This is a genomic window from Gluconacetobacter brunescens (assembly GCF_048695475.1).
Lineage (GTDB): Bacteria > Pseudomonadota > Alphaproteobacteria > Acetobacterales > Acetobacteraceae > Gluconacetobacter.
This window is the reverse complement of the sequence record NZ_JBLHEN010000002.1, coordinates 231,524-254,807: the sequence shown is the minus strand read 5'-3', so window position 1 is coordinate 254,807 and position 23,284 is coordinate 231,524. Positions and strand designations below refer to the sequence as shown.

The window sequence follows — 23,284 nt, the reverse complement described above, 5'->3', positions numbered from 1 at the left end:
GTGATTCTTAATGCATGCCCGGTTCATGTTCCATGGCCTGATGCGCGGCATGAGGGTCAACCGGCAGCCGATCCGCGGGTTATCGGTCGTGGGGCGTGCCCCATTTCCCCGGCTGTTGTGACGAGGTTGCGTATGGGCTGTCGATGCGGATGACGGGCGGATACGCCGTTTTATCGCGCCTGCCGTTTCTGGCCGCCGTGGCATTCCTGCTGGCCGGCTGTGCGGGAGCCGGCCGGCCCCCCACCTGCCGGGCCGTGGGCACGAATGCGGTCTATCTGGTCGATCGGGGGTGGCATACCGAAATCGGTGTGCCGGTGGCGGCACTTTCCGGGCCGCTGGCGGTTTATCGCGAGATCTTTCCCGGGGCGCGGACCATTCTGTTCGGCTATGGCAAGAAGACGTTCTTCACCGCGCCCGCGTCCAGCGTGGAAGAATATCTGATCGGGCCGTTTCCCGGCCCGGCGGTGGTGCAAGTCTTTGCCATGACCACCACGCCCGATCTGGCCTATGGCCCGGATGCGGTGGTGGTGCTGCCGATGAGCAGGGAGGAAACCGATCGTCTGTCGGCTTTCATCGGAGAGGATCTGGAAAGGGGGCGTGACGGCAGGCCGAGACTGGTCGCGGTCGGCCATCGGCCGGAGAGCCTGTTTTATGCGGCGCGCAGCCGCTACACGCTGTTCCATACCTGTAACGGATGGGTGGCGCAGGCGCTGGGGCGGGCAGGCCTGCCGGTTTCGGACAATGGCGTGGTGTTCGCGGACCAGGTCATGGCGCGCGGTGCGCGCGCGGCAAGGATGCTGTGCCCCCGGATGGCGCCGTGACGGATTTCAAGGACAGGGCGGATGGTTGCCATCCGGACAGACGACATCGGTGCCGCGCGGCACGACGATGACCTTGTGATCGCGGGGCGGATGGTCATCGCCGTCGCCGCTGGCGGAACTGCATGCGGCCAGCGGGAGAAGGATCAGACACAGGGCGGCGGACAGGCAGGGCAGGCGGCGCGGCAGCGGGGCGTCGGTCATGGAGGAGGCCTCGTGAGGGAAGGGTAGCCATCTGCTCAATCGCGCGGCGTTCGTTCCGGTTGCCGGTCGGTCGCTATTTTTCCTCTGGTGTTCGCCGGTTATGTCGCCGGCATGGATGCCCGAACAGGTTCCTACAACGTGGTTGCGCCGGCGATCGAGGCCGGGGCGGTCACGTGGCAATCGAGCACCAGCAGGTCGTTCTCCGTCAGGTGCAGGAATTCCGCCGGACAGAAGAGACGCCGTTGCGGGCCGATCGACCAGAAGCGCCCCAGCGCGTGGCCATTGATCCAGGCATAGCCCTTTTTCCATTCCGACAGGTCGAGATAGGTGCCGCCGATGCCCGGCATGTCGAATGTCGCATGGTACAAGACCACGGGATGGTCCGATGCCGGTGGATGGCGCATGGCCCGCGTGCGTTGGGCGGCGTCGAGGGGCAGGCCGAAGATCGTCCAGTCCCTGAGTGGCGTACCGCCCAGCGTGACGGGGCCTTCCAGGCCCTTGCGGTCGCCCATGGCGGGGCCGAAGCCGATATGGCCGAAACTGTCCACCAGGATGTCCAGGCGTCTGGGGTGCGGCGCGGGTGCGATGACGAGGGGGGGCTTTGCTGGAAAGAGGCGTGACAGCGCGCCGATATCCGTGCCGTCGAGGATCAGGCGCGCATCGTCATGGACCGGCGGCAGATGGAGCGGGCCGCCGCGCCCGGCCGGGATGACGCAGCGATAGAGCGCCATGCCGGAGGGCTGGCGCAGGCCGCGTTCCATCGATACGGGATCGCGCGCGCGGATCGGATCGCCCAGGGCGTCCCAGAGCGAGCCGGCGGCGCGCGCCATGACCGGGGCGAAGCCCAGGACCGGCGGGTCGGGGGGGACGGCAAGGGCGGGGCGGCCGGTGGCGCGGGCGATCATGGCGCGCAGGGCGTGATATTTCGGGGTAGCGCGCCCGGCCTCGTCGATGGGTGCGTCGTAATCGTAGCTGGTGACCACGGGCTGGAACTGGCTGCCGTCGCGATGGGCGTTCGCGCCCGCGCCAAAGCCGAAATTCGTGCCGCCATGCACGACATAGAGATTGAACGATGCTTTCTGGTACAGGATTTTTCTGAAATCTGGGACGAAATCGACCGCCGCCATGCTCTTCTCGCCCCAATGGGTCAGCCAGCCGGGATAGGCCTCGCTGATCCAGAGCGGCGCCTGCGATGCGAGGTCGCGGGCCTTGTCGAGCGCGTAATCGCCGTCCAGCCCGATCGCGCAGGCGGCCAGGATGGTGCGTTTTTCGCGCAGTTGGGCCAGCCCGTCGGCGGTGGTGCAGGCACCGGTGATGCCGTATCGGCGCCAGGTGTCGCGGGTCCAGGCCATGTAGGCGGGATCGCCGCCGAAGGACGCATATTCGTTTTCGATCTGCGTCATCAGGATCGGGCCGCCGCGATCGGCCATGAAGGGGCGCACGGCCTGTGCGATGGTGGCGATATAGCGCCCGGCGGCGGCGAGGAAGGCGGGGTCCATGCTGCGGACGCGGATATCGCCTTCATAGAGCAGCCATGTGGGCAGGCCGCCGAAATCCCACTCGCCGCAGACATAGGGGCCTGGGCGCAGCAAGACCCACAGCCCGGCCTGTTGGCACAGGGCCAGGAAGGCCCGGAAATCGCGCCTGTCCGTGGTCAGGTCGAACTGTCCGGGCGCGGGTTCCAGCGTGTTCCACATCAGGTAGATGGCGATGGTGTTCAGCCCCATCGCCTTCGCCATTGCGATTCGTGCCGGCCATTCGCTGCGCGGGATGCGGATGGGGTGCATCTCGCCCGACCGGATCTGGAACGGGGTGCCGTCCAGCCGGAAACCGTCGCGATGCAATGTGAAAGTGTGGGGGCGGCCGTCCGGTATCAGGTCCGGTGCCGATTCACGGTCGGCGGCCAGGAGCCTGCCGCCGACCGTGAACAGGCCGACGGCCAGGGACCCGGAGAGAACGGTACGGCGGCCCGGGTGCTGCATCAGGGTGTCAGTTCCAGCGTCATGACCTCGAACGGTGCCAACTGGATGACGACGGGCGTGGCGGCGTCCAATGTTTTGGGCACGGGGGATTTCGCCCATAGCGCATGCACGCTGTATTGCGTCGGCGCATCTTCGGGCAGTTCGAGCACCTTGCCCGGTTCGATCAGGATGCGGCGTGGCACCTCGTCGGGATTGCGCAAGGTCAGGAATGCCTTTTTCGGCGTCCAGGCCGCCCAGCCATAGGGTTCGAGGCGGCCGGGGTCGCCGCCGACCCAGTGGCTGTCCTTCAGGATCTCGGCGTTGGCCCGTGCCCATTTCGCCGTGTCGGCGATGACGTCCCAATCGGCGGGCTTGAGCAGGTCGGGCGTGAGGTAGAGTTCCTGCTCATCCGTGCCGGTGGCGAAGAAGCTGTGCACCTCGTCGGGGAAATCGTGACCGGGATCGCTGTCGAGGCGCTGGTTCTTCTGTGCGTAGATGATGCCGTGCAACATCAACGAATTCAGGGGGAAGAGCGGGGCCTTGACGACGATGTTGTGGTAGGTGTCCGAATCCCGGTACGTGATCCAGCGCTGGCGTTTGCTGCCCACGCCGCGCAGCATGTCGTCCTCGCCGCCGCGCCAGATGGAATCGGCGGTGCGTAGCCAGAAGGGCGACGGGAAGGTGCCCGTTGTCAGGTTGATGAAAATGTTGGGGCGGGCGGCGTAGATGTCGGCGATCAGGTGGATGGCGGCGTCGAAATCGCTGTTGAACACGCTGCCGGGCGCGACCTGGTCGGCATTGCCGGTACCGTCGAACTTGAACTGGTTGATGCAGTCTTGCTTCAGCATCCGCATGACGGCGTCATGGAAGACGGCGTAATATTTCGGCCCCGACAGATCGAACCCGTCGCCGCGGATTTCCAGGCCGGCCTTGCGCCCGTTGGCCAGGCGGATCTGCTGTGGCTTGCTGTAGCCGCCCCAGGGGGAGAGCCAGACGCCGGGAGCGGCGCCATAGGACGAGGCCAGTGTGCAGAGCGGCTTGAAGCCGGAGGGGAAATCCTTGCTGAACCGCCAGAAGCCGCTCCGGTCGTCCCAGCCGTCGTCGAAGAGGTAGGAATCGAGAACCACGCCCCGCTTGCGGACCAGTTCCTCGCCGATGGCGCGGATGCGGCTCTCGGCGTCCTTCTGGGTATAGGGCGTGAAATAGCCGATATCGTACCAGGAATTATAGTTGAGGAAGGGGCGGTAGGGATGGCTGCGTTCGCGCTCGACATAGATCTGGAAATCGCGGCGCAACTGCCCGTGGCGGACGATGCCCGCCACGGCGGAAACGGTCAGCGTATGGTCGGGCTGGATCGGCAGCGCCTGGGCAAGTGTCAGGTGCGAGCGGCCGTTGAACACCAGGCTGTTGGCCAGCGGATTTTCGATGCCGAAATAGCTGTCATCGACGACTGCCGGCGAGCCCTGCACGTCACCGACGACCTCGCCCGCTTTCACGTTGGCTTCGAACAGTGCCACGTTTTTCAGTGAAAGAGGCGTGGTCTTTGGTGTCAGCGCCACGATTTCGCGCAGATAGGGAGAGCCGTCGCGTTGCTCGACCCGCCAGGCGATCGTGAAACGGCCTTTTGGATCGGCGAATTGCGCGGTGACCGCCCGGCCGGGCAGGCGGTCGGCCGCGCGTGCGCTGGTCGCGTCCGGCGCGATCGCTTCGACGCGCGGGGATTGGGCCACCGTCAGGTCGGCGCTGGATATCGCCTTGCCGTCATCGAGGGTCAGCGTGAACAATCCGCGCAGCGTGATTGTCCTGTCATGGACGAGGTCGGAAAACCGGGGATCGACGAGTTTGTTGCCCTGGCTGGCCCATGACAGGCGCACGGCCTGGTTGCCGAAGCTTGGGCGGGCGGCAGCCAGATCGCCGGCGGGATTGCCGGGGGCCAGGACCAGGGTATCGGCTGCCTGCGCCTGGGGGATCGCGGTCAGGGCGCTTGACGCGAGGATGGCGCAGACGACCAGTTTTCTCATGTTCATGAATCAGAAGCCCGTTGTGACCGAAAAGACAATGCCGAAGCCGCCGCCCACGACATAGGTAGGGGCTCTGCCGGCGATCGTCGAACCGAAGACACCCGTCGTGGTCTTGGCATTGTAGCCGCCATTGCCGGCCGCAAGATATTTGTTGTCGGTTATGTTCATGACATTGACCTGGACCTGCGGGGATTTGGCGATCCACAGTTTCTTGAAGCGATAACCCGCCGTCACGTTGCCGGTGGCATAGGCAGGCATGGTCTGGTCGTCCATGTAGGTCGCGTATTGCGAGCCGACATAGCTCATATACCCGTTGGCGAAGAAATTGCCATTATCGTAGGACAGTCCGACATTGACCGTGGTTTTCGGGCTGTAGGGGGCGATTTTTCCGGCGCTGCGGATATAGTCGACGCCGTGGGGCAGGTTGTTGTCCGTGGTGACGTGCAGATACTGGAACGACACATAGGGGCTGAAGCCGTGCCAGGGCCGCAGGCCGGCCGCGAACTGGAAGCCACGCGAGGTCTGGCCGCCGGCATTGACGTAATTCGACACCAGCCGGCCGCCGATATAGCTGGAAATCGAACTCTGCTTGTTGGTCATGTTGTAGTTGAAGAACGAGGCCGTGACGTTTACCAGGCCGGTATGGCGGTAGCCTATTTCCTCGGAAATTGAGTATTCCGCCTTGAGGTTCGTCGAATGGGCTTCGTCGACGATCGGTGCCGAGCCGTCCCAGTACGTGCCGTAGACGAGGATGCCGGTCGGCTCCATGAAGGCGGTCGCGCCGTCCAGATAGATCTGGTCGTGCGGCGTGATCTGGAAGGAGGCGGAGACCTGCGGCAGGGGCTGGGCGTCGTTGCGGCCGTAATTATACTGGTCGCCCGGAATGTTGTTCGTCGAATGATAGGACATCATGACGTATTTGAAGCCGGCATTCAGGGTCAGCCGGTTGTTCAGCGCCTTGTAGGTGTCTGAAATGAACAGCGAATTGAGCTGCTGGATCAGGTGGATGTTGAACATCATCAGGGGCACGCCGTCTTGTCCCCGGATCGGATATTTTCCCCAGTAATTCTCGCCTTCGCCATTGGGCCCGATCAGGGACAGGGGGGCCATTTCGTGCTGGTCGTAATAATTGTACCAGTACCCGACCTTCAGTTCGTTATGGCCGAGCTTCCAGCTGAGGGTGTTGTTGAAGCCCGCGGTGTGCTGGTTCCAGTTGTCGATGGCCAGCACCGGTGCGTATCCATCCTCGGCGTTGGGGATGTTGAGGTTTCCGGTGGGCTGGGTGCCGTTATAGCCGTATTCCGCCTGGGTCTGCCCGTTATTGCCGGCGCCGTGGATATGCACGTAATAGGGCGCCGATTCGTAGGTCAGGCCGTGGCCGAGATTGAAGGAAACCGGCGCGCCGATGATGACGGAATGCTGCTCGGTCGCGTTGAGTTTGTAATAGTTGTAGTCGCCTGTCGTGTAGGTCGGGTCGTAATAGGCGGCGGAGCGGCCGTACTGCTTCCATTGCTGCTTCGTGATGCTCATCAGATACGGCTCGCTGCTCTGATTGTAGGTCAGGAAGACGCGCGCGCTGTTTCCTTCCCCCCATTCCTTGAGCGCCATCGCATCGACGTGCGAACGGCGGCTGCGGCCCGGGCCGAGCCACATCGCATGGGTGCCGTAGGAGTAGGACGCGAATGTCTTGATTCCCGAATGGCCGATCTCGCCGCTGTCGAGGCGGATGAATTCGCGCGCGGCCTGGTGGTTGCCGTAGCTGAGATCGATCTTGCCGCCGAAATGCTCGGCGGGGTCGGCCAGTGATTCCTTAATCGACCCCGCCAGGGCGTTGTAGACCGGCATCGCGATGTCCGCCACGCCCTGCTGGACCGTGAGGTGGCTGATATTCTCGGTATCGGCGGCCTGCGACGTATAGGGGACGTAATGCGTCGGGTCGGCGGTGGGGATGCCGTTGAGCGTATAGCCGACCGAGGTCTGCCCCATGCCGCGCATATAGAAGCTGCTCTGGTCCGACTGGCCGAACGCATCGGCGCTGGAGAGCGTGACGCCGGGGACGTACTGGATCAGCGAAAGGGGATTGCTGGTGGGCGACTGCTTGGCGATGAAGTCGCGTGTGACGGTCTGCTGGGCCTGGGCGGCGGTTTCGGGGGCCAGCAGGCCGCCACCGGGTGTCGTGTTCGTCACGCCGGTCGCACTGGAAGCCGCGCCGACCACCTGGATCGTTTCCTCCCTGGCGGAAGGCTTCGGGGTTGCCGCCGGCGCGGCACGGCTGGATGCCGGGCGCGGATGATCGTGGTGGAGCGCCTTCCTGCTTCCGGCCTGCTCGGTGGTCGCCGCGAGCGCGGTCGAGCAGGAGAGAAGAACGGCAAGCTGTGACAGCAAGCCCACGGATCGGCGGGAATATCGGTGAGACATTCGACAACAGGATGATTGATCGTGATCGTGCTGGCTCATGGCATTGCTTCGCATCGCAAGGTTATGACGCAGTTTAGCCACGGGCTGTCAGGAGATTGCAATACAAAAACGATCACAAACGATCATAAAAAATTCCACAAAGAAAATTCAATTAATACAGTATGTTGGTTTGCTGTATCGGACGATTGACGAAAGGGGGCGATATTTTTGGATGGAAAAATGTCCGATTCCATCGGCGAATCGACGGACTATGGATCGTCCCGATCTCTCCATGATCGTTTTGGCTATGCGAATTGAGAATGGGGGGGAATGATGCCAGAATGCCGGGCCCGTTCTGTCGGAGGTCCCCATGCAGCCCGATCGATTGACCCAGATCCGTCATTATCTCTACCTCCACGGCACCACGGGGGTGAACGAACTGGCGCGTGTCGTGGATACGTCGGTCGTGACGGTGCGGCGCGACCTGCAACGCCTGGAAGAACTGGGCCATGTGCGCCGGACGCATGGCGGGGCGGAAATCGTCAATTCGGGCGGTCTGGAAATCGGGTTCGAGGCGCGCGAAAGCCATTGCCTGATGATCAAGCGTGCCATCGCCGAGGCGGCTTATGCGTCTCTGCGGCCGCATTCCTCGATCTTTCTCGATTCGGGGACGACGGTCCTGCAACTGGCGCGGCGCCTGCGGCTGGGGCCGATTCCGCTGACCGTGTTCACCAACAGCATCGCCATCGTGCAGGCGCTGCTCGATACGCCGCAGCTTCAGCTCTGCCTGCTGGCCGGTCGCGTGCGGAATGAAAACCGCAGCATTGTCGGCCCCATGGCCGAACGCTCCATCGAGGGGTTGTGGTTCGATCAGCTTTTTCTCGGCGCGAGCGCGGTGCAGCCCGATGGCGGAATCGCCACCCCCGATTGCGAGGAAGCCAGCCTGAATGCCGCCATGGTCCGGCGCGCGGGCGAGAGATTGCTGCTGATCGACAGCAGCAAGTTCGGGCGCCATGCGACATTTCGCGTCGCGGGGCTGGAGGATCTGGGGCACCTGATTACGGATGACGGTATTTCCACGGAATGGCTCGCCCGTCTGGAGCAGGCGGGGGTTGCCTGCACGCGCGTGCGGGGCACGGGGGGCGACGTCGCCGAAGCGTGAGGGGTCGGATTGATGATCGTAACGATCATAAACGATCATATAAATGACTTGACATGAGAGCTTTCTGATCGGAAGCATCGGGCCATCGCATGACACCTGTTGGTCGGGGGAAAGAACGTGTCGCACGCTTCCGGCGAGCCCTGCCTGCTGGCGATGGATGGTGGCGGATCGAAAACGCTGCTCGTCCTGATCGATCGGGATGCCGCGGTGCTGGACGTGCGCCGGGCCGGGGGCACCAATCCGTTCGATCGGCCGGACTGGCGGGAGGAAATGGCCGGATTGCTGGCGGACCTGCCGGGCGGCATCGTTGCCGCCGGTTTTGGGATGGCGGGTTATGGTGGCAGCCCGGCGATCAGCGCCCTTCAGGATGACATGCTGGCGGAATGGGGGCGGTGTCCGTACGTGGTGCGCAATGATGTCGATATCGCTTGCGCCGGCGCGTTTGGCGGGGGGCCGGGTATCCTGCTGCTGGCGGGGACCGGGTCGATGGTCTGGGCGGCCGATCCGGCCGGCCGGGCTCTTCGGGTCGGAGGGTGGGGGCATCTGTTCGGCGATGAGGGCAGCGCCTTCTGGATCGGGCGCGAGGCGCTGGGTACTTTGACGCGGGCCCTGGATGGTCGGGAGCCGGAGGCTGCGTCCTTTGTTGCGCCATTCTGCCGATTCATGGGGTTTCCCGACGATCCGGCCGGAATCGATAGCGCCCTGCTGGACTGGTATGGCGGGCTGCGCCATGCGCGTTCGGCGGTGGCGGCCTTGACGCAGGGTGTGGACTCGCTTGCGGCTGCTGGTAACGGGCCAGCACAGCGGATTGTGGAACAGGCGGCGGCCCATCTGGCCCGGCATGTCGATGCGGCGCGCCGGCGGCTGCAACGGCCCGACCTGTCCTGGTGTGACGCCGGCGGAGCGTTTCGGAATGCGTCGCTGCGCCGGGCGGTCATCGATATGTGCGGCGTGCCGGTGGCCCCCCTATTGCCGCCTGTCGGCGGCGCGGCGCTGCTGGCCGCCCGGCGGGCGGGGTGGGACCCCGATGCTGCCTGGATCGCGCGACTGGCGAATGGTCTGACCGATGCCGGCCTGTTTGTCCCGGCGTCGTCCTGACCGGGGCCGACACTGAATACCCATGCGAATATCCATATGGAAATAGAGACAAGGATTGATCATGAACGCAACGGAACGCGGTATTCGCGAGCAATTCCCTCTATGGGACAAGCTGGTCATGGATGGAGTGCGGCCGCGTGCCGGCCTGGTCCATGTGGTGGTGGGCTGTGGTACGTCGGTCCATATCGCGGATTCGATCGCCGCGACGCTGAACATGCGCGGTGTGCTGGCCCGCGCGGTGCCGGGCAACGAATGGACACGGCGGCGGGACAATTACGTTCCCGCCACGATCGCGCCACATGTCGTCGCCCTGTCGCGGAGTGGCGAATCGACCGAGACGGTGGCCGCGGCCAAGGTCAGCCGGGCGGCCGGCCTGGGGGTGACCGCGTTCTGCTGCGCGCCGGGCAGTGCGCTGTGCCATAACGCCGATGAAGTCGTGCTGGCCGATACCCATCCGGAGGAAGGGATCGTGATGACGGCCTCGGCCAGCCTGATGCTGCTGATGGGCTTGCGCTATGCCGGGGTCGCGGTCGGGCCCGAGACCACGAGGGCGGCCGAGGCCCTGATGCGCGCGGCCGATCCGCTTCTGCCCGGGCTGATCGCGGGGCGATCGCACTTCGTCTTCCTCGGCGCCGGGGCGCTGTATGGCGTAGCGCGCGAGGGCGCGCTGAAATTGCAGGAAATGAGCCTGAGCCAGACCGAGGCGCATCATCCGCTGGAATATCGCCATGGCCCGATCAGCCTGATCGACGATCGGTCCTGTGTGGTCATGCTGTACCACCCGGACACGATCGAGGAAGAGGCGCAGCTCGCGCGGGAACTGATGGCAAAGGGCGCGCGGGTGCTGGGGCTGGGCGGACCGGGCAGTATCGAGCTGTCCGTTGACGGTCCGACAGACGTGCGGCCGCTGCTCTGCCTGCCCGTCCTGCAATTGCTGGGTGAATATGTGGCCCGGCAGCGCGGATTGGACACGCTGGCGCCCCGACACCTGACCAAGGTTGTAACGGTCGCCTGAAAGCCGGGCCGGACAGGCGTGCTGGTCCGTACATGTTCGATCCGGCTCTGAACAATCGTGGTCCAAAGGAAATATGTGATGTCCTTGGCTTTGTTTCATGCCCTGGTCGCGCAGGCGCATGATCCGTCGGTGCCGCGTGCGGCCCGGGTCGGGCTGGCGTCGGTGTGTTCGGCGCATCCGCTGGTTCTGGAGGCCGCGCTGGCGCGCGCCGGGCGCACCGGGCGCCCGGTCCTGATCGAGGCGACCTGCAATCAGGTCAATCAGGAAGGCGGGTATACCGGCATGACGCCGGCCGATTTCCGCGACATGGTCTGGCGCATCGCGGAGACGGCTGGATGTCCGCGCGACCTGATTCTGCTGGGCGGGGATCATCTGGGTCCCAATCCGTGGAAAACGCTGCCGCCGGACGAGGCGATGCGGCGGGCGGAGGCGATGATCGCAGCCTATGCCGAGGCCGGATTCGTCAAGCTGCATCTGGATGCCAGCATGGGATGCCGGGGTGAGCCCGCCGTGCTGCCCGATGACGTCGTGGCTGGCCGGGCCTGTGCCCTGGCGGCGCGCGCCGAGGCTGTGGCCCCCGGACAGGCGGTGTATGTCGTGGGAACCGAGGTTCCGGTTCCCGGGGGTGTGAGTGGAGAATCGGATCATCTGGCCCATCTGGTCCCGACCGCGCCGGAGGCGGCCCTGCGGACCCTGGCGGCGCATGAGGCGGCATTCCGTCCCGCACTGGGCGATGATGTCTGGTCGCGGGTGATCGCGCTGGTCGTGCAGCCGGGGGTGGAATTCGATGCCCGGGAGGTGATCGTCTATCGCCGTGAACCCGCCCAGCCCCTGGCTGGCGTGCTGGGGCAGATGCCGGGCCGGGTGTTCGAGGCGCATTCGACCGACTATCAGCCGGAGACCGCGTTGCGGGCGCTGGTGGAGGACGGGTTCGCGCTGCTGAAGGTGGGGCCGGGCCTGACATTTGCGTTGCGCGAGGCACTGTACGCGCTCGATGCCCTGCGCGAGGTGCTGTGCCCCGGCGGCGAGGGCCTGCGCGAGACGATGGAGCGGGTCATGACCGGCGCGCCCGACCATTGGACCGGCCATTATGCGGGATCGTCCGCGCAGCAGATGATGCTGCGCCATTACGGCTATAGTGACCGGATCCGCTATTACTGGCCGTCCCCCGCCGCCGAGGCGGCGGTGGAGCGGCTGTTCGCCGACCTGGAGGAGAGCGGCCTGCCGGATGTGCTGCTGCGCCAGTTTCTGCCGGCGGTCGGCGCGCGCGTGCGCTCCGGCGCGGTTGCGCGCACGCCCCGAGCCATCGTGCTGGCCGCGATCGACCTCGCGCTGGAGGATTATGCGCGGGCCTGTGTGCCGCCCGGGCCTCATGGACCATGATGCGCCGGCTGTCCGTGCCGGGTGGGCCGGCCGGCGATTTCGGCTGGACGCCGCTGGCGATCATCGCCGGACTGTTTTTCGTGATCGGCTTCGTCACCTGGCTGAACGGCCCGCTGATCTCGTTCGTGCAGGTTGCGTTCTCGCTTGACGATGTCAGCGCATTTTTCATTCCCCTGGTCTTCTACCTGTCCTATTTCCTGTTCGCGCTGCCGTCGTCGGTGGTTGCGCGGCGGGTGGGGCTGAAGCGCGGGCTGGCGTTGGCTCTTCTGGTCATGGCTGTGGGAACAGCGCTGTTCGGCCAGTTTGTCGCTGGCCGCTGGTATGCCGGCGCGCTGGCGGGGCTGCTGGTGCTGGGCGCGGGGCTGGCGCTGTTGCAGGTGACGGTGAATCCCTATGTCAGCCTGCTGGGGCCGCCGACGCGGGCCGCCCAGCGCATCGCCATCATGGGAATCTGCAATAAATTCGCCGGTATCCTGGCGCCGGTCGCGCTCGCCATGCTGGTGATGCGCGATATCGGCGGCGTGGCGCAGCGCGCGCGGGCGGCGTCCGACCCGGCGACGCGCGAGGCGATCCTGGCCGGCTTCATGCGGGCGATCTACTGGCCCTATATGGGCATGGCTGCGGTCCTGGTGGCGATGGCGGCCGCTATCGTCCTGTCGTCGTTGCCCGACCTGGATGCGTCGTCGTCGCGTGGGCAGGAGACCGACTGGAAGGCGCACATCCTGCGTCCGCACCTGCTGGCGGGGATCGGGGCGATGTTCCTGTATATCGGCGTCGAGGTCATGGCGGGGGATGCGATCGGCACCTATGGACGGGGGCTGGGGCTGCCTCTGGACCAGACCCGCTTTCTCACCGCGCTGACGCTGGCGGCGATGATGCTGGGCTATGTGGCCGGACTGCTGGCGGTGCCGCGCCTGCTGTCGCAGGAACGCTGCATGGAACTGTCCTGCCTGGCGGGCTGCGTCCTGACTGTTCTGGCCTGGACCACGCACGGCTATGTCTCGGTGCTGTGCGTGGCGTTGCTGGGATTGAGCAATGCGATGATCATGCCTGCGTTGTTTCCGATCGCCATCCGGGGCGCGGGCGCTTCCACGCCGCTGGCCTCGGCGCTGCTGGTCATGGCGTTCTGCGGCGGTGCGATCATGCCGCAGCTTTATGTCTGGCTGAAGCCGGTGATCGGTTTCCAGCCCATGTTCGCAATGCTGATGCTGCCGTCCTATCTTGCCATTCTGCTGTATGGCCGGCACTTCGGACGTGAACGACCGCCGATAGCGGAGGAATGATGAGTTCGTTGCCAATTCTGGAAGGCCGGATCGTGCTGCCCCAGCGGATCATGCCGGGGCGCATCGTCTTTGACGGGCAGATCCGCGAGATCGCGGCATGCCCTGGTGCGTCGCGGCATTATATCCTGCCGGGCTTTATCGATTGCCATGTTCATGGCGGCGACGGCGCGGACACGATGGACGGGGTGGCGGCGATCGGGCGGCTGTCGCGCTTTCATCTGTCGCACGGTACCACGACAATCCTGCCGACCACCATTACCCGGCCCTGGTCCGACGTGATGGACGCGCTGCGTGCGGTTGCCGAGGTGCGCCGGACGGGCGTGCTTCATGGGCCCGATATCCATGGTGCGCATCTGGAAGGGCCGTTCGTCAGCCCGCACAAACTGGGTGCGCAGCCGCCCTTTGCCGTGGCGCCCCGTCCCGACCTGGTGCGGGAGGTGCTGGAGACCGGTGTCGTGCGCGTGGTCACCCTGGCGCCGGAACTGGATCATGCCGAGAGCGCCATGCAGGCCTTTGCCGGTGCGGGGGTTCGGGTCAGCCTGGGCCACATGACGGCCGATTACGAGCGGACCGAGCAGGCGATCTGCACGATCTGCGCCGCCGGCGGTACGGTGGGGGCGACGCATCTGTTCAACGCCATGGCGCCGATCGAGGGGCGTCGCCCTGGCCCCGTTACGGCGCTGATGTGCAGTGACGCGGCCTATGCCGAAATGATCCTGGATACGCATCACGTCCATCCGGCCACCTTTCGCATGGCGGCGCGCCTGATGGACGGGCGCCTGCTGCTGGTGACCGATGCGATGCGCGGTACCGGCCTGCCTGACGGGCCGAGCCAGTTGGGTGGGCAGGATGTGATGATCAGGGACGGGGTGGTGCGGTTGCCGGGCGGATCGCTGGCGGGGAGCGTGCTGACCCTGGATGTGGCCCTGCGCAACGCGGTGGGGAGTGGCGGGGTATCTCTGCCGCGGGCCGCCGACCTGGTCAGTGGCACGCCGGCCCGTTATCTGGGCTTGCATGATCGGGGCGTTCTGGCAGTGGGCCGCCGAGCCGATTTCGTCGTGATGGACGAGCAATTGCGGGTCCGGCAGGTGTGGGTTGCCGGGCAGCAGGTGTTCTGAGAATCAGACCGCAAATGCGGTCTGGCTCCGAGAAGCTGTCAGGACGGGTCGCTGTCGGGGCCTTCGGTCAGACGTAGACCGCGCCGGGCCAGGGCTTCGCGCAGCAGGACTTCCATCTGCGCGTTGACGCTGCGCAGTTCGGCATCCGCGCAGCGCCTGATGGCCGCAAGCAGGGCCGGATCGAGACGGAGGGCGAACGCCGCCTTGTCCGGTCCGCGCGGCCTTCCCCTGCGGCTTTCATTGGTCACGAATACAGCGTGCCCGTGTTGACAACCGGCGTGACGTCGCGGTCGCCGACCAGCACCACCAGCAGGTTGGAAATCATCGCCGCCTTGCGTTCGGCGTCCAGCACGCCGCCCAGGCGGTCTTCGAGTTCGTTCAGGGCCTGTTCGACGATGGCCACGGCGCCGGAGGTGATTGTGCGCCGCGCGGCGATGACGGCGCTTGCCGCCTGTTTGCGCAGCATGGTCGCGGCGATTTCGGGCGAGTAGGCCAGGTGTGACAGGCGGGCTTCCCGCACGACCAGGCCGGCCAGTTCCATCCGGTCGCGCAGATCGGCGGCCAGGGTGGCGGTCAGCCGATCTCCGCCGTCGCGCAGGGACAGCACGGGACCTTCCTGGCGGAGCGTTCCCTCCACCTGCTGTTCGGCCAGGGCGTGCCGGTATTCGTCTTCGTCATAGGGGTGGCGGCTGGCCAGGCTGCGCAGGGCGGTTTCGCCCTGGGCCGTGACATAGGCCTGGTAATTTTCCACATCGAAGACCGCGCGGGAGGCCTCGGCCACGCGCCAGGTCAGCACCATGCCGATCTCGACCGGATTGCCCGCCGCGTCATTGACCTTCAGGGGCCCGATTTCCTGCGTCACGAGCCTGCGGGTGACCCGCTTGCGCATAGCGAACGGGTTGACCAGCCAGAAGCCGTCCTGGCTCAGGGTTCCCGAATATTTCCCCAGGAATGTCAGCACGGCCGACTCATTGGGTTGCAGGGTGATGAACGCACGCAGCAGAAGCAGGATCCCGACGCCGCACAAGGCAGCGCCGATGATGCGGGTTGCGGCCGCGATGTCCGACGAGGACGCCTCGATGGATAGCAGGCTGAGAGCGCCCACCAGCGCCAGAAGCGGAATGGCGCCAATGCCGATGAAACCCGAAACTGCCCGTGCCCTGATCTCTGCGGTACCCATTCTCACTGCTCCTTTTTCTTATCTTATATATTTATGATATCAAAAAATAAGCAACGAAAAAATGCGGAAAGGGCGGGCTTTTTTGCCGATCTCGGGTTGTGGGGGGGGCGGGGGGGCCCGGACGAACGGGTCCGGGCGACGGGCGTGGCAGGTCAGGACGCCGTGCCGGCATGCAGCAGGCGGTGCAGGGCCAGTGCGGCGTCGGGGCGGTTGAGGGTGTAGACGTGCAGGTCCGTTACCCCATTGTCGCGCAACTGGCGGCAGAGTTCGGCGGTGACGGCGGTGGTGACCATCGCGCGGGCACCGGGATGGTCGTCCAGCCCGTCGAACAGGCGGCGCATCCAGTCCGGCACATGGGCGCCGCACATCTCGGCGAAGCGGTAGGCCTGGGCGACGTTGCCGATCGGCAGGATGCCGGGCACGATTTCGGTCGTGATGCCGGCGGCGGCGGCACGGTCGCGAAAACGCAGGAAGGTTTCGGCCTCGAAGAAGAACTGGGTGAGGGCGCGGGTGGCGCCTGCGTCGATCTTGGCCTTCAGATGGTCGAGGTCGGCAGCCGGGCTGAGGGCGGCGGGGTGGGTTTCGGGGTAGGCGGCGACCGAGATTTCGAACGGCGCGATGCGGCGCAGGCCGGTGATCAGGTCGATCGCCCCGGTATAGCCGTCGGGATGGGGGATGAAGGGGGCGCCGGGTTCGGACGGGTCGCCCCTGAGCGCCACGATATGCCGCACGCCGGCATCCCAATAGGCGCGGGCGACGGCATCGACCTCGGCGCGGGTGGCGTCGACGCAGGTGAGGTGGCCGGCGACCGGAACGTCGGTATCGCGCACCAGGTCGGCGACCGTTTGCAGCGTGCGGTCGCGGGTGGAGCCGCCGGCGCCGTAGGTGACGGAGATGAAGCGTGGGCCGAGCGGCGCCAGAACCGAGGCGGTCTGCCGCAGGGCTTCGGCCATCTTTGGTGTCTTGGGCGGGAAGAATTCGAACGAGAGCCCGGGGCCGGGGGGCTGGGGAAGGGACATGGAGCCGTTTCCTTGGAGGCAGGGAAAGAGAAGAGGCGGGTCAGGCGGCCGGTGTGGCCATGCGGCGGCCGAGCCATAATTTGACGGTCAGTTCGCCATCGAGATGCACCGGTGGTGCGCTGGACAGGCTGGCGGCAGCGAACCATTCGGCCATCTGATGGTCGGTGAAGCCCAGGCGGACATGGGCATCGCGCTCGCGGAGATCCTCGCGGTCATGCGGCGCGAAATCCACGATCAGCAGCCGGCCGCCCGGTGCCAGGATGCGCGCGGCCTCGTCGATCGCGGCGGCGGGGTGCTGCGCGTAATGCAGGACCTGGTGCATGATCGCGAAATCGGCCGCGCCGTCGGGCAGGGGCAGGGCGTATATGTCGCCCTGCCGGAGTTCGGCATTGCCGGGCCCGGTCTGCGCCAGCTTGGTGCGTGCCAGGCGGAGCATGGCCGGGCTGCGGTCGAAGCCGATGGCGCTTTCGGCCTGTTGGCCCAGCAATTCCATCATCCGGCCGGTGCCGGTGCCGATATCGACCATGCGCCCGATCGGCTCTGGCGCCAGCAGGCGCTCGATCGCGGCCTCGACGTCGCGTTCGGCGACGTGGAGCGAGCGCAGGGCGTCCCAGTTGGCGGCATGGGTCTCGAAATAATCCTCGGCGGCGACGGCACGGACGGCGCGGACGGCCTTCAGGCGGGCGAGGTCCGCCTGCTGTTCGTCGTCGCCCTTGGGGCACCAGTTGTCGATTGTCTGCAGGACCGGGGTCACGATGGCGGGCGGGCCCAGGGTGAGGAAGACCCAGCTCCCTTCCTTGCGGCGGCCTGCCAGGCCGGCATTCACCAGGATCTTCACATGGCGCGAGACGCGGGGCTGGCTCTGGCCCAGTACCTGCGCGATTTCACCGATCGAGAGTTCCATCGCCCGCAGCAGCGCCAGGATGCGCAGGCGGGTCGGGTCGGCGAGGGCCTGGAACAGGAGGAGAGGCTGAGGCATGTCGGTTATATATAACGATATCCTTATATGTGCAAATTATATTGACTCGTATCCGAAGCGGGCGCCTTAATCCGGCACGTCATGGTTCCGCGCCTTGTTGGGGCGCGGCGAAGAGGGAAGCCGGTGCGATGCCGGCGCTGCCCCCGCAACTGTAAGCGGCGAGCATCGGTCCATTCGTGTCACTGGGGTTCCGCACCCCGGGAAGGCCGGACCGGCGATGCGCGGACCCGCGAGCCAGGAGACCTGCCATGGCCATGGAAAGATCCTCCGGCGGGGTGTCCGGATGGGGCGTGGATGATGCCGCGCTGGCCCCTGGCCGGCGTGAGTGTTCGCGCGCACCTGTCCCGACGGCACCGCCCAACCTGACGAGGCAGTCATGAGCGTTACCGTTGCGACTTTGGGATTCCCCCGAATCGGCCCCCGGCGCGAACTGAAGACCGAACTGGAAAGCCATTGGGCCGGGCGGAGCGATGCTGAATCGCTGCTGGCCGCCGCCGCGCGGCTGCGGGCCGGCAACTGGGCGTGGCAGCGTGAGCGGGGGGCGGATGTGATCCCGTCCAACGATTTCTCGCTCTATGACCATGTGCTGGATACCAGCGTGATGGTGGGTGCGATTCCGCCTGCCTATGGCTGGACCGGCGGTGCGGTCGATTGCGCGACCTATTTCGCCATGGCGCGCGGCACCCAGGGCGGGGCCGCGTGCGCCCATGGCCATGCACCGCATGGGGCGGGCGGCGTGCCGGCGGCGGAAATGACCAAATGGTTCGACACCAACTATCATTATCTGGTGCCCGAATTTTCCGCCGACCAGGTGTTCCGTCTCTCTTCGACCAAGCCGCTCGACGAATATAACGAGGCGCGCGCGCAGGGGATCGAGACCCGGCCGGTGCTGCTGGGGCCGGTCAGCTATCTGCTGCTGGGCAAGGCGCGTGGTGGCGATTTCGATCCGCTGACGCTGTTGCCGCGTCTGCTGCCGGTTTATGTCGCCATGCTGCGCGCGCTGGCCGATGCGGGGGCGGGCTGGGTGCAGATCGACGAGCCCTCCCTGGTGCTGGACCTGAGCGATGCGGCGCGCGCTGCCTATGCGCAGGCCTATGCCGTGCTTCATGCGGCGCTGGATGGCACGCGCCTGATGCTGGCGACGTATTTCGGTGCCCTGGGCGACAATCTGGCGACCGCGCTGGCGCTGCCGGTCGACGGGCTGCATATCGACCTCGTGCGGGCACCCGGGCAGTTGCAGGCGGTGCTGGATGGGGCGCGGGCCGATCTGGTGCTGTCGCTGGGGGTGATCGACGGGCGCAATGTGTGGCGGGCCGACCTGAATGCGATCCTGGCGGCAATCGCGCCGGCGGTGCGTTCCGGCCGCGCGCTTCAGCTTGCCCCGTCGTGCTCGCTGCTGCACAGCCCGCTGGATCTGGACCGCGAGAGTGCGCTGGATGGGGATGTGCGCTCCTGGCTGGCCTTCGCGGTGCAGAAGATCGGGGAACTGGCGATTCTGGCACGGGCGCTGAATGAGGGCGCGGAGGCTGTGCGCGGGGAACTGGATGCCGCGTCGGCCGCCGTTGCGTCGCGCAGGACATCGCCGCGCATCAACAATCCGGCCGTGCGGGCGCGCGTGGTGGAAGGGATGGGGCAGGAGGGGCGCATAACGCCGTTTCCCGCGCGTCAGGCCGTGCAGCGCGAGGCGCTGAACCTGCCGCCTTTCCCGACCACGACCATCGGTTCGTTTCCGCAGACGCCCGAGGTGCGGCAGGCCCGTGCCGCGCAGGCGAAGGGGGTGCTGTCGGATGACGCCTACGAAGCCTTCCTGAAGGAGGAGATTGCCGGTGCGATCCGCTGGCAGGAGGAGGCGGGGCTGGATGTGCTGGTGCATGGCGAGTTCGAGCGCAATGACATGGTGCAGTATTTCGGCGAGCGTCTGTCGGGCTTCGTGTTCACCAGACATGGCTGGGTGCAGTCCTATGGTTCGCGCTGCGTGCGGCCGCCGATCATTCATGGCGATGTCGCGCGGCCCGCGCCGATGACCGTGGGCTGGTGGAAATACGCCCAGTCGCTGACGGCGCGGCCGATGAAGGGCATGCTGACCGGGCCGGTCACGATCCTGAACTGGTCGTTCGTGCGCGACGACCAGCCGCGCGAGACCACCTGCCGCCAGATCGCCTATGCCATTCGCGACGAGGTGGTGGACCTGGAGCGCGCGGGGGCGGCCGTGATCCAGATCGACGAGGCGGCGCTGCGCGAGGGATTGCCGCTGCGGCGGCGCGACTGGCAGGCCTATCTGGACTGGGCGGTAGCCTGTTTCCGCATCGCGTCCTCCGGCGTGGCCGATGGGACGCAGATCCATACCCATATGTGCTACTCCGAGTTCAACGACATCATTGCCGCCATCGCGGCGATGGATGCCGATGTAATCTCGATCGAGACCGCGCGGTCGAAGATGGAACTGCTGGATGCCTTTGTGGGCCATCGCTATCCGGCGGAGATCGGGCCGGGGGTCTATGACATCCACTCGCCGCGCGAACCGTCGGTGGACGAGATGGTGGCGCTGCTGAAGGCCGCCGCCGAACGGCTGGATGTGGGGCAGATCTGGGTGAATCCGGATTGCGGGTTGAAGACGCGCAAATGGCCCGAGGTGCGGCCGGCGATCGCCGGCATGGTCGCGGCGGCGCGCGTGATGCGCGCGGGCTGAACGGGGCCTGTTGCATCCGGGCGCGGAACGAGGTTGGTTGGGCGGATCGTAAGCGATTCGCTCGCCTGTCCCTTTATTTCGGAGTTTGCCCGACGTGTCGTCCCGCCTGAATCGTGCCCTTGGACCCTGGCAACTGATGTTTACGGGGCTGAGTGCCATGATCGGGTCGGGGTGGCTGTTCGGTGCCGAACGGGCGGCCTCCACCGCCGGGCCGGCCGCCATCCTGGCCTGGCTGCTGGGCGCGTTCATCGCGCTGGTCATTGCCGCGATGGCGACCGAACTGGGTGGCATGTTTCCGGTGGCGGGGGGCATGGTCCGCTATGCCAACCTGACCCATGGGCCGCTGGTCGGCTTCATGGCCGCCGGGGCCAACTGGCTTTCGATCGTCAGCGTCGTGCCGGTCGAGGCCGAGGCTTCGGTGCAGTATATGAGTTCCTGGCCGTTCCCGTGGGCGCGGGGGATGTATCATGACGGCGTGCTGTCACCGAGCGGGCTGGCCGCCGCCGCCGTGCTGGTGGTGGTCTATTTCCTGCTCAATTTCTGGGGCGTGCGGTTCTTTGCCCGCTTCAATTCCGCGATTACGGTCTTCAAGCTGATCGTGCCGGCGACGACGGCGGTGCTGCTGATGGCCAGCAGTTTCCATGCCGGCAACCTGACCGGCGCGGAGACGGGGGGCTTCATGCCCTATGGCCTGTCAGGCGTGCTGACGGCGGTGGCGACCTCGGGCATCGTCTTTGCGTTCAACGGGTTTCAGAGCCCGCTGAACCTGGCGGGCGAGGCGCGGAATCCGGGGCGGAGCATTCCGTTTGCCGTGATCGGGTCGGTGGCGACGGCGACCGTGATCTATCTGCTGCTGCAATGCGCCTATCTGGGCGCGGTGCGGCCGGGTGCCGGAGGGTGGGCGGCGTTGTCCTTTTCCTCGCCCTTCGCGCAACTGGCTATCGCGTTCAACCTCAACTGGGTGGCGATGCTGCTGTATTTCGATGCCTTTCTCGCGCCCAGCGGAGCGGGGGCGACCCATCTGGCGTCCAGCACGCGGATGACGCTGGGCATGCAGCGCAACGGCACGCTGCCCGACCTGCTGGGGGCGATCCATCCGGAATACGGGGTGCCGCGTGCGGCGCTGTGGTTCAATCTTGGCGCGGCCTATATCTTTCTGTTCTGCTTTCGCGGCTGGGGCATTCTCGCGGCGGTGATTTCGGTCTGTACCGTGATTTCGTACCTGATGCTGCCGATCTCGGCGCTGGCGCTGCGGCATACGCTGGCGGATCGCCCGCGCCCGGTGCGGGTGCCGGTGATGCGCTTGACCGGGGCGCTGGCCTTCATGTTCTCGTCGCTGCTGCTGTACTGGGCGCGCTGGCCGCTGAGCGGATATATCATCCTGCTGATGCTGCTGCTTCTGCCGCTCTATCTGTGGTGCCGCCGGCAGGATAGCTGGGCGCAGCATCGCGCGGCGGCCCGGCATGCCGTCTGGTTCATGGTCTATCTGCCGACGATCGCGGCTTTGTCCTATGCCGGGAGCCCGCAATTCGGCGGGCATGGCTGGATTCCCTATGGCTGGGACCTGATCGTGGTGGCCGTGGTCTCGCTGTTGTTCTGCGTGTGGGGCGTGCGCAGCGCCGTGCCCGCGCCGGATCTGTCGTTGATGGACGAAGAGGATGATGGATTGCCGGATATCGGGCACTGAGCCAGCGCCGGCCCTGTGGGGACGGCCGTGATCCAGTCCGTCGAGCGGGCGGCCGCGATCCTGGAAATCATTGCCCAGGAGGGGGGACGCGCGCATCTGCGGACGATTCACGAGCAGATGCGGATCGGCAAGACGACCGTTCATAACATTTTGAAAACGCTTGATCGCCTGGGCTACGTGCAGCGCGTGCCGGGGGATATGCGCTATCATCTGGGAAGCCGGATCCTGAATATCGCGCGCATGGCGGGCAATGACGCCATGCTGCGCGATCGGCTGCGGCCGGTCCTGGAGGCGATTGCGCGGGCCTGCGAGGCGACGGTGCTGCTGGCCGTGCCGAGCGGGGATGAAGTGGCGTATCTCGACATGATCGAGACGCCGGCCTGGCGGCTGGATGGCGCGGGATACGGGCAGCGCGACAAACTGGAAGGATCGGCGCTGGGCTTGGTGTTTCTGGCGTTTTTTCCCGGGGTCGAGAAGAGGATGGCCCTGTCGGAGGGCCGGACCCTGAGTGCCGCGTTTCTCTCGCAGATCGAACAGGTGCGGGCCAGGGGATATGCGCTCGATCTTGAGGCCTCCCGTGCCGGATGGAACTGCCTGGCCGTGCCGTGGCGGGATAACGGCCTGGTGCAGGCGGGCATCAGCATTACCGGGCCGGCCGACAGGCTCCCCCGGGGGCGGCTGATCGAACTGAGCTGGACGATGATGACGCTGGTTGCCTGACGACCCGGATTGAGCCTCACAGTTTGGTGGGTGTGGAAGTTCAACGATATTGAACAAATTCGGAATTGTGGGATCCGGCCATTCCCTGTGCGCTTGTCTCGATTAGAGTGCCGGCACGTTTTCCTGACAGTATCAGAGGTCGTTTTTCATGCAGCTTTCATCTGCCACCCACATGCTCGCCGCAGCCCGTGCGGAGGCGGAGCGGCAGGGCGTCGTCGTGTGTGTGTCCATCGTGGATGCGGCGGGGTACCCGGTTGTCTTCCTGCGCATGGACGGCCTTCCGCTGGGCTGCATCGACGTCTGCAACAAGAAGGCCAGGACCGCCGCGCTGTTTCATATGGATAGCGCGGATTTTGCCCAGGTTGCCTGCCCCGGGGGCGGGGCCTATTCCCTGGAACTGACCAATGGCGGACTGACCAGCTTTGGCGGCGGGCTGGCCATACGGGACAAGGGCGGGGTGGTGATCGGTGGGATTGGCGTCTCCGGTGCCAAGACGGAAGACGATATCGCCATCGGCCGCGTGGCGCTGGCTGCCTTTTCGTAAATTATC

20 protein-coding genes and 1 riboswitch are annotated in these 23,284 nt (G+C 65.9%); of the genes, 12 read left to right on the top strand and 8 right to left on the bottom strand.

The window, feature by feature from the left end; all coding sequences use genetic code 11:
- Positions 1-95 precede the first annotated feature (95 nt).
- Positions 96-821: a DUF2459 domain-containing protein gene (locus tag ACMAUO_RS13480; RefSeq protein ID WP_420357500.1), complete on the top strand. Its 726-nt coding sequence runs from the start codon at positions 96-98 to the stop codon at positions 819-821.
- 6 nt (positions 822-827) lie between these two features.
- On the opposite strand, the gene ACMAUO_RS13475 is transcribed toward ACMAUO_RS13480, so the two are convergent.
- The 4 genes from ACMAUO_RS13475 to ACMAUO_RS13460 form a co-directional block, all read right to left on the bottom strand.
- The gene (locus ACMAUO_RS13475; RefSeq protein ID WP_420357499.1) at positions 828-1,022 is read right to left on the bottom strand and encodes a hypothetical protein; all 195 of its coding nucleotides are present in this window, start codon (positions 1,020-1,022) and stop codon (positions 828-830) included.
- Positions 1,023-1,153: 131 nt separating this feature from the next.
- Positions 1,154-3,004: a beta-galactosidase gene (locus ACMAUO_RS13470; RefSeq protein WP_420357498.1), complete on the bottom strand. Its 1,851-nt coding sequence runs from the start codon at positions 3,002-3,004 to the stop codon at positions 1,154-1,156.
- The gene (locus ACMAUO_RS13465; protein WP_420357497.1) at positions 3,004-5,010 is read right to left on the bottom strand and encodes an enterotoxin; all 2,007 of its coding nucleotides are present in this window, start codon (positions 5,008-5,010) and stop codon (positions 3,004-3,006) included. Before ACMAUO_RS13465 ends, ACMAUO_RS13470 begins: the two co-directional genes overlap by 1 nt.
- Before the next feature lie 3 nt (positions 5,011-5,013).
- Positions 5,014-7,395 carry a TonB-dependent receptor gene (locus ACMAUO_RS13460; protein ID WP_420357496.1) on the bottom strand — a complete coding sequence of 794 codons (2,382 nt, stop codon included), beginning with the start codon at positions 7,393-7,395 and terminating at the stop codon, positions 5,014-5,016.
- Positions 7,396-7,443: 48 nt separating this feature from the next.
- On the opposite strand from ACMAUO_RS13460, the gene ACMAUO_RS13455 reads away from it, so the two are divergent.
- The 7 genes from ACMAUO_RS13455 (at position 7,444) to nagA (ending at position 14,460) form a co-directional block, all read left to right on the top strand.
- A complete protein-coding gene (locus ACMAUO_RS13455; RefSeq protein ID WP_420357495.1) occupies positions 7,444-7,611 on the top strand; it encodes a hypothetical protein in 168 nt (55 codons plus the stop codon).
- 160 nt (positions 7,612-7,771) lie between these two features.
- Complete coding sequence (locus ACMAUO_RS13450; RefSeq protein ID WP_420357494.1) at positions 7,772-8,563, top strand: DeoR/GlpR family DNA-binding transcription regulator; 792 nt, start codon at positions 7,772-7,774, stop codon at positions 8,561-8,563.
- A gap of 117 nt (positions 8,564-8,680) precedes the next feature.
- A complete protein-coding gene (locus ACMAUO_RS13445) occupies positions 8,681-9,661 on the top strand; it encodes a BadF/BadG/BcrA/BcrD ATPase family protein (protein WP_420357493.1) in 981 nt (326 codons plus the stop codon).
- A 61-nt stretch (positions 9,662-9,722) separates the two neighbouring features.
- Complete coding sequence (locus tag ACMAUO_RS13440; RefSeq protein WP_420357492.1) at positions 9,723-10,676, top strand: SIS domain-containing protein; 954 nt, start codon at positions 9,723-9,725, stop codon at positions 10,674-10,676.
- Positions 10,677-10,754: 78 nt separating this feature from the next.
- Positions 10,755-12,059 carry a class II D-tagatose-bisphosphate aldolase non-catalytic subunit gene (locus ACMAUO_RS13435; protein WP_420357491.1) on the top strand — a complete coding sequence of 435 codons (1,305 nt, stop codon included), beginning with the start codon at positions 10,755-10,757 and terminating at the stop codon, positions 12,057-12,059.
- Positions 12,056-13,342 (top strand): glucose/galactose MFS transporter, encoded by a 1,287-nt coding sequence (gene gluP / locus ACMAUO_RS13430; RefSeq protein ID WP_420357490.1) that lies wholly within the window; start codon positions 12,056-12,058, stop codon positions 13,340-13,342. The genes ACMAUO_RS13435 and gluP overlap by 4 nt, the downstream gene beginning before the upstream one ends.
- Positions 13,342-14,460, top strand: a complete 1,119-nt coding sequence (gene nagA, locus ACMAUO_RS13425; RefSeq protein ID WP_420357489.1) for an N-acetylglucosamine-6-phosphate deacetylase — start codon at positions 13,342-13,344, stop codon at positions 14,458-14,460. Before gluP ends, nagA begins: the two co-directional genes overlap by 1 nt.
- Positions 14,461-14,498: 38 nt before the next feature.
- Here the strand turns inward: nagA and ACMAUO_RS13420 are convergent, their stop codons facing one another.
- The 4 genes from ACMAUO_RS13420 to ACMAUO_RS13405 form a co-directional block, all read right to left on the bottom strand.
- On the bottom strand, positions 14,499-14,708 hold the full coding sequence (locus tag ACMAUO_RS13420; protein ID WP_420357488.1) for a type II toxin-antitoxin system antitoxin: 210 nt from the start codon (positions 14,706-14,708) through the stop codon (positions 14,499-14,501).
- Complete coding sequence (locus ACMAUO_RS13415; RefSeq protein ID WP_420357487.1) at positions 14,705-15,640, bottom strand: SPFH domain-containing protein; 936 nt, start codon at positions 15,638-15,640, stop codon at positions 14,705-14,707. Before ACMAUO_RS13415 ends, ACMAUO_RS13420 begins: the two co-directional genes overlap by 4 nt.
- Positions 15,641-15,792: 152 nt before the next feature.
- The gene (gene metF, locus ACMAUO_RS13410; RefSeq protein ID WP_420357486.1) at positions 15,793-16,659 is read right to left on the bottom strand and encodes a methylenetetrahydrofolate reductase [NAD(P)H]; all 867 of its coding nucleotides are present in this window, start codon (positions 16,657-16,659) and stop codon (positions 15,793-15,795) included.
- Positions 16,660-16,699: 40 nt separating this feature from the next.
- A complete protein-coding gene (locus ACMAUO_RS13405) occupies positions 16,700-17,638 on the bottom strand; it encodes an ArsR/SmtB family transcription factor (RefSeq protein WP_420357485.1) in 939 nt (312 codons plus the stop codon).
- A gap of 65 nt (positions 17,639-17,703) precedes the next feature.
- Positions 17,704-17,903: riboswitch (cobalamin riboswitch) on the top strand.
- A 111-nt stretch (positions 17,904-18,014) separates the two neighbouring features.
- Here ACMAUO_RS13405 and metE point away from each other — a divergent pair.
- From metE to ACMAUO_RS13385, 4 genes are all read left to right on the top strand, one after another.
- The gene (gene metE, locus ACMAUO_RS13400; RefSeq protein ID WP_420357484.1) at positions 18,015-20,327 is read left to right on the top strand and encodes a 5-methyltetrahydropteroyltriglutamate--homocysteine S-methyltransferase; all 2,313 of its coding nucleotides are present in this window, start codon (positions 18,015-18,017) and stop codon (positions 20,325-20,327) included.
- A 94-nt stretch (positions 20,328-20,421) separates the two neighbouring features.
- On the top strand, positions 20,422-22,014 hold the full coding sequence (locus tag ACMAUO_RS13395) for an APC family permease (protein WP_420357483.1): 1,593 nt from the start codon (positions 20,422-20,424) through the stop codon (positions 22,012-22,014).
- Between the two features lie 27 nt (positions 22,015-22,041).
- Positions 22,042-22,734, top strand: a complete 693-nt coding sequence (locus tag ACMAUO_RS13390; RefSeq protein ID WP_420357482.1) for an IclR family transcriptional regulator — start codon at positions 22,042-22,044, stop codon at positions 22,732-22,734.
- 148 nt (positions 22,735-22,882) lie between these two features.
- Positions 22,883-23,278 carry a GlcG/HbpS family heme-binding protein gene (locus tag ACMAUO_RS13385; RefSeq protein ID WP_420357481.1) on the top strand — a complete coding sequence of 132 codons (396 nt, stop codon included), beginning with the start codon at positions 22,883-22,885 and terminating at the stop codon, positions 23,276-23,278.
- Positions 23,279-23,284 lie beyond the last annotated feature (6 nt).

Excerpts from the sequence above, each read along its gene's own strand:
- ACMAUO_RS13475 (WP_420357499.1), bottom strand. The coding sequence starts at position 1,022 with ATGACCGACGCCCCGCTGCCGCGCCGCCTGCCCTGCCTGTCCGCCGCC.
- ACMAUO_RS13470 (WP_420357498.1), bottom strand. The coding sequence starts at position 3,004 with ATGCAGCACCCGGGCCGCCGTACCGTTCTCTCCGGGTCCCTGGCCGTC.
- ACMAUO_RS13465 (WP_420357497.1), bottom strand. The coding sequence starts at position 5,010 with ATGAACATGAGAAAACTGGTCGTCTGCGCCATCCTCGCGTCAAGCGCC.
- ACMAUO_RS13450 (WP_420357494.1), top strand. The coding sequence starts at position 7,772 with ATGCAGCCCGATCGATTGACCCAGATCCGTCATTATCTCTACCTCCAC.
- ACMAUO_RS13440 (WP_420357492.1), top strand. The coding sequence starts at position 9,723 with ATGAACGCAACGGAACGCGGTATTCGCGAGCAATTCCCTCTATGGGAC.
- ACMAUO_RS13435 (WP_420357491.1), top strand. The coding sequence starts at position 10,755 with ATGTCCTTGGCTTTGTTTCATGCCCTGGTCGCGCAGGCGCATGATCCG.
- gluP (WP_420357490.1), top strand. The coding sequence starts at position 12,056 with ATGATGCGCCGGCTGTCCGTGCCGGGTGGGCCGGCCGGCGATTTCGGC.
- nagA (WP_420357489.1), top strand. The coding sequence starts at position 13,342 with ATGAGTTCGTTGCCAATTCTGGAAGGCCGGATCGTGCTGCCCCAGCGG.
- ACMAUO_RS13415 (WP_420357487.1), bottom strand. The coding sequence starts at position 15,640 with ATGGGTACCGCAGAGATCAGGGCACGGGCAGTTTCGGGTTTCATCGGC.
- metF (WP_420357486.1), bottom strand. The coding sequence starts at position 16,659 with ATGTCCCTTCCCCAGCCCCCCGGCCCCGGGCTCTCGTTCGAATTCTTC.
- ACMAUO_RS13405 (WP_420357485.1), bottom strand. The coding sequence starts at position 17,638 with ATGCCTCAGCCTCTCCTCCTGTTCCAGGCCCTCGCCGACCCGACCCGC.
- metE (WP_420357484.1), top strand. The coding sequence starts at position 18,015 with ATGAGCGTTACCGTTGCGACTTTGGGATTCCCCCGAATCGGCCCCCGG.
- ACMAUO_RS13385 (WP_420357481.1), top strand. The coding sequence starts at position 22,883 with ATGCAGCTTTCATCTGCCACCCACATGCTCGCCGCAGCCCGTGCGGAG.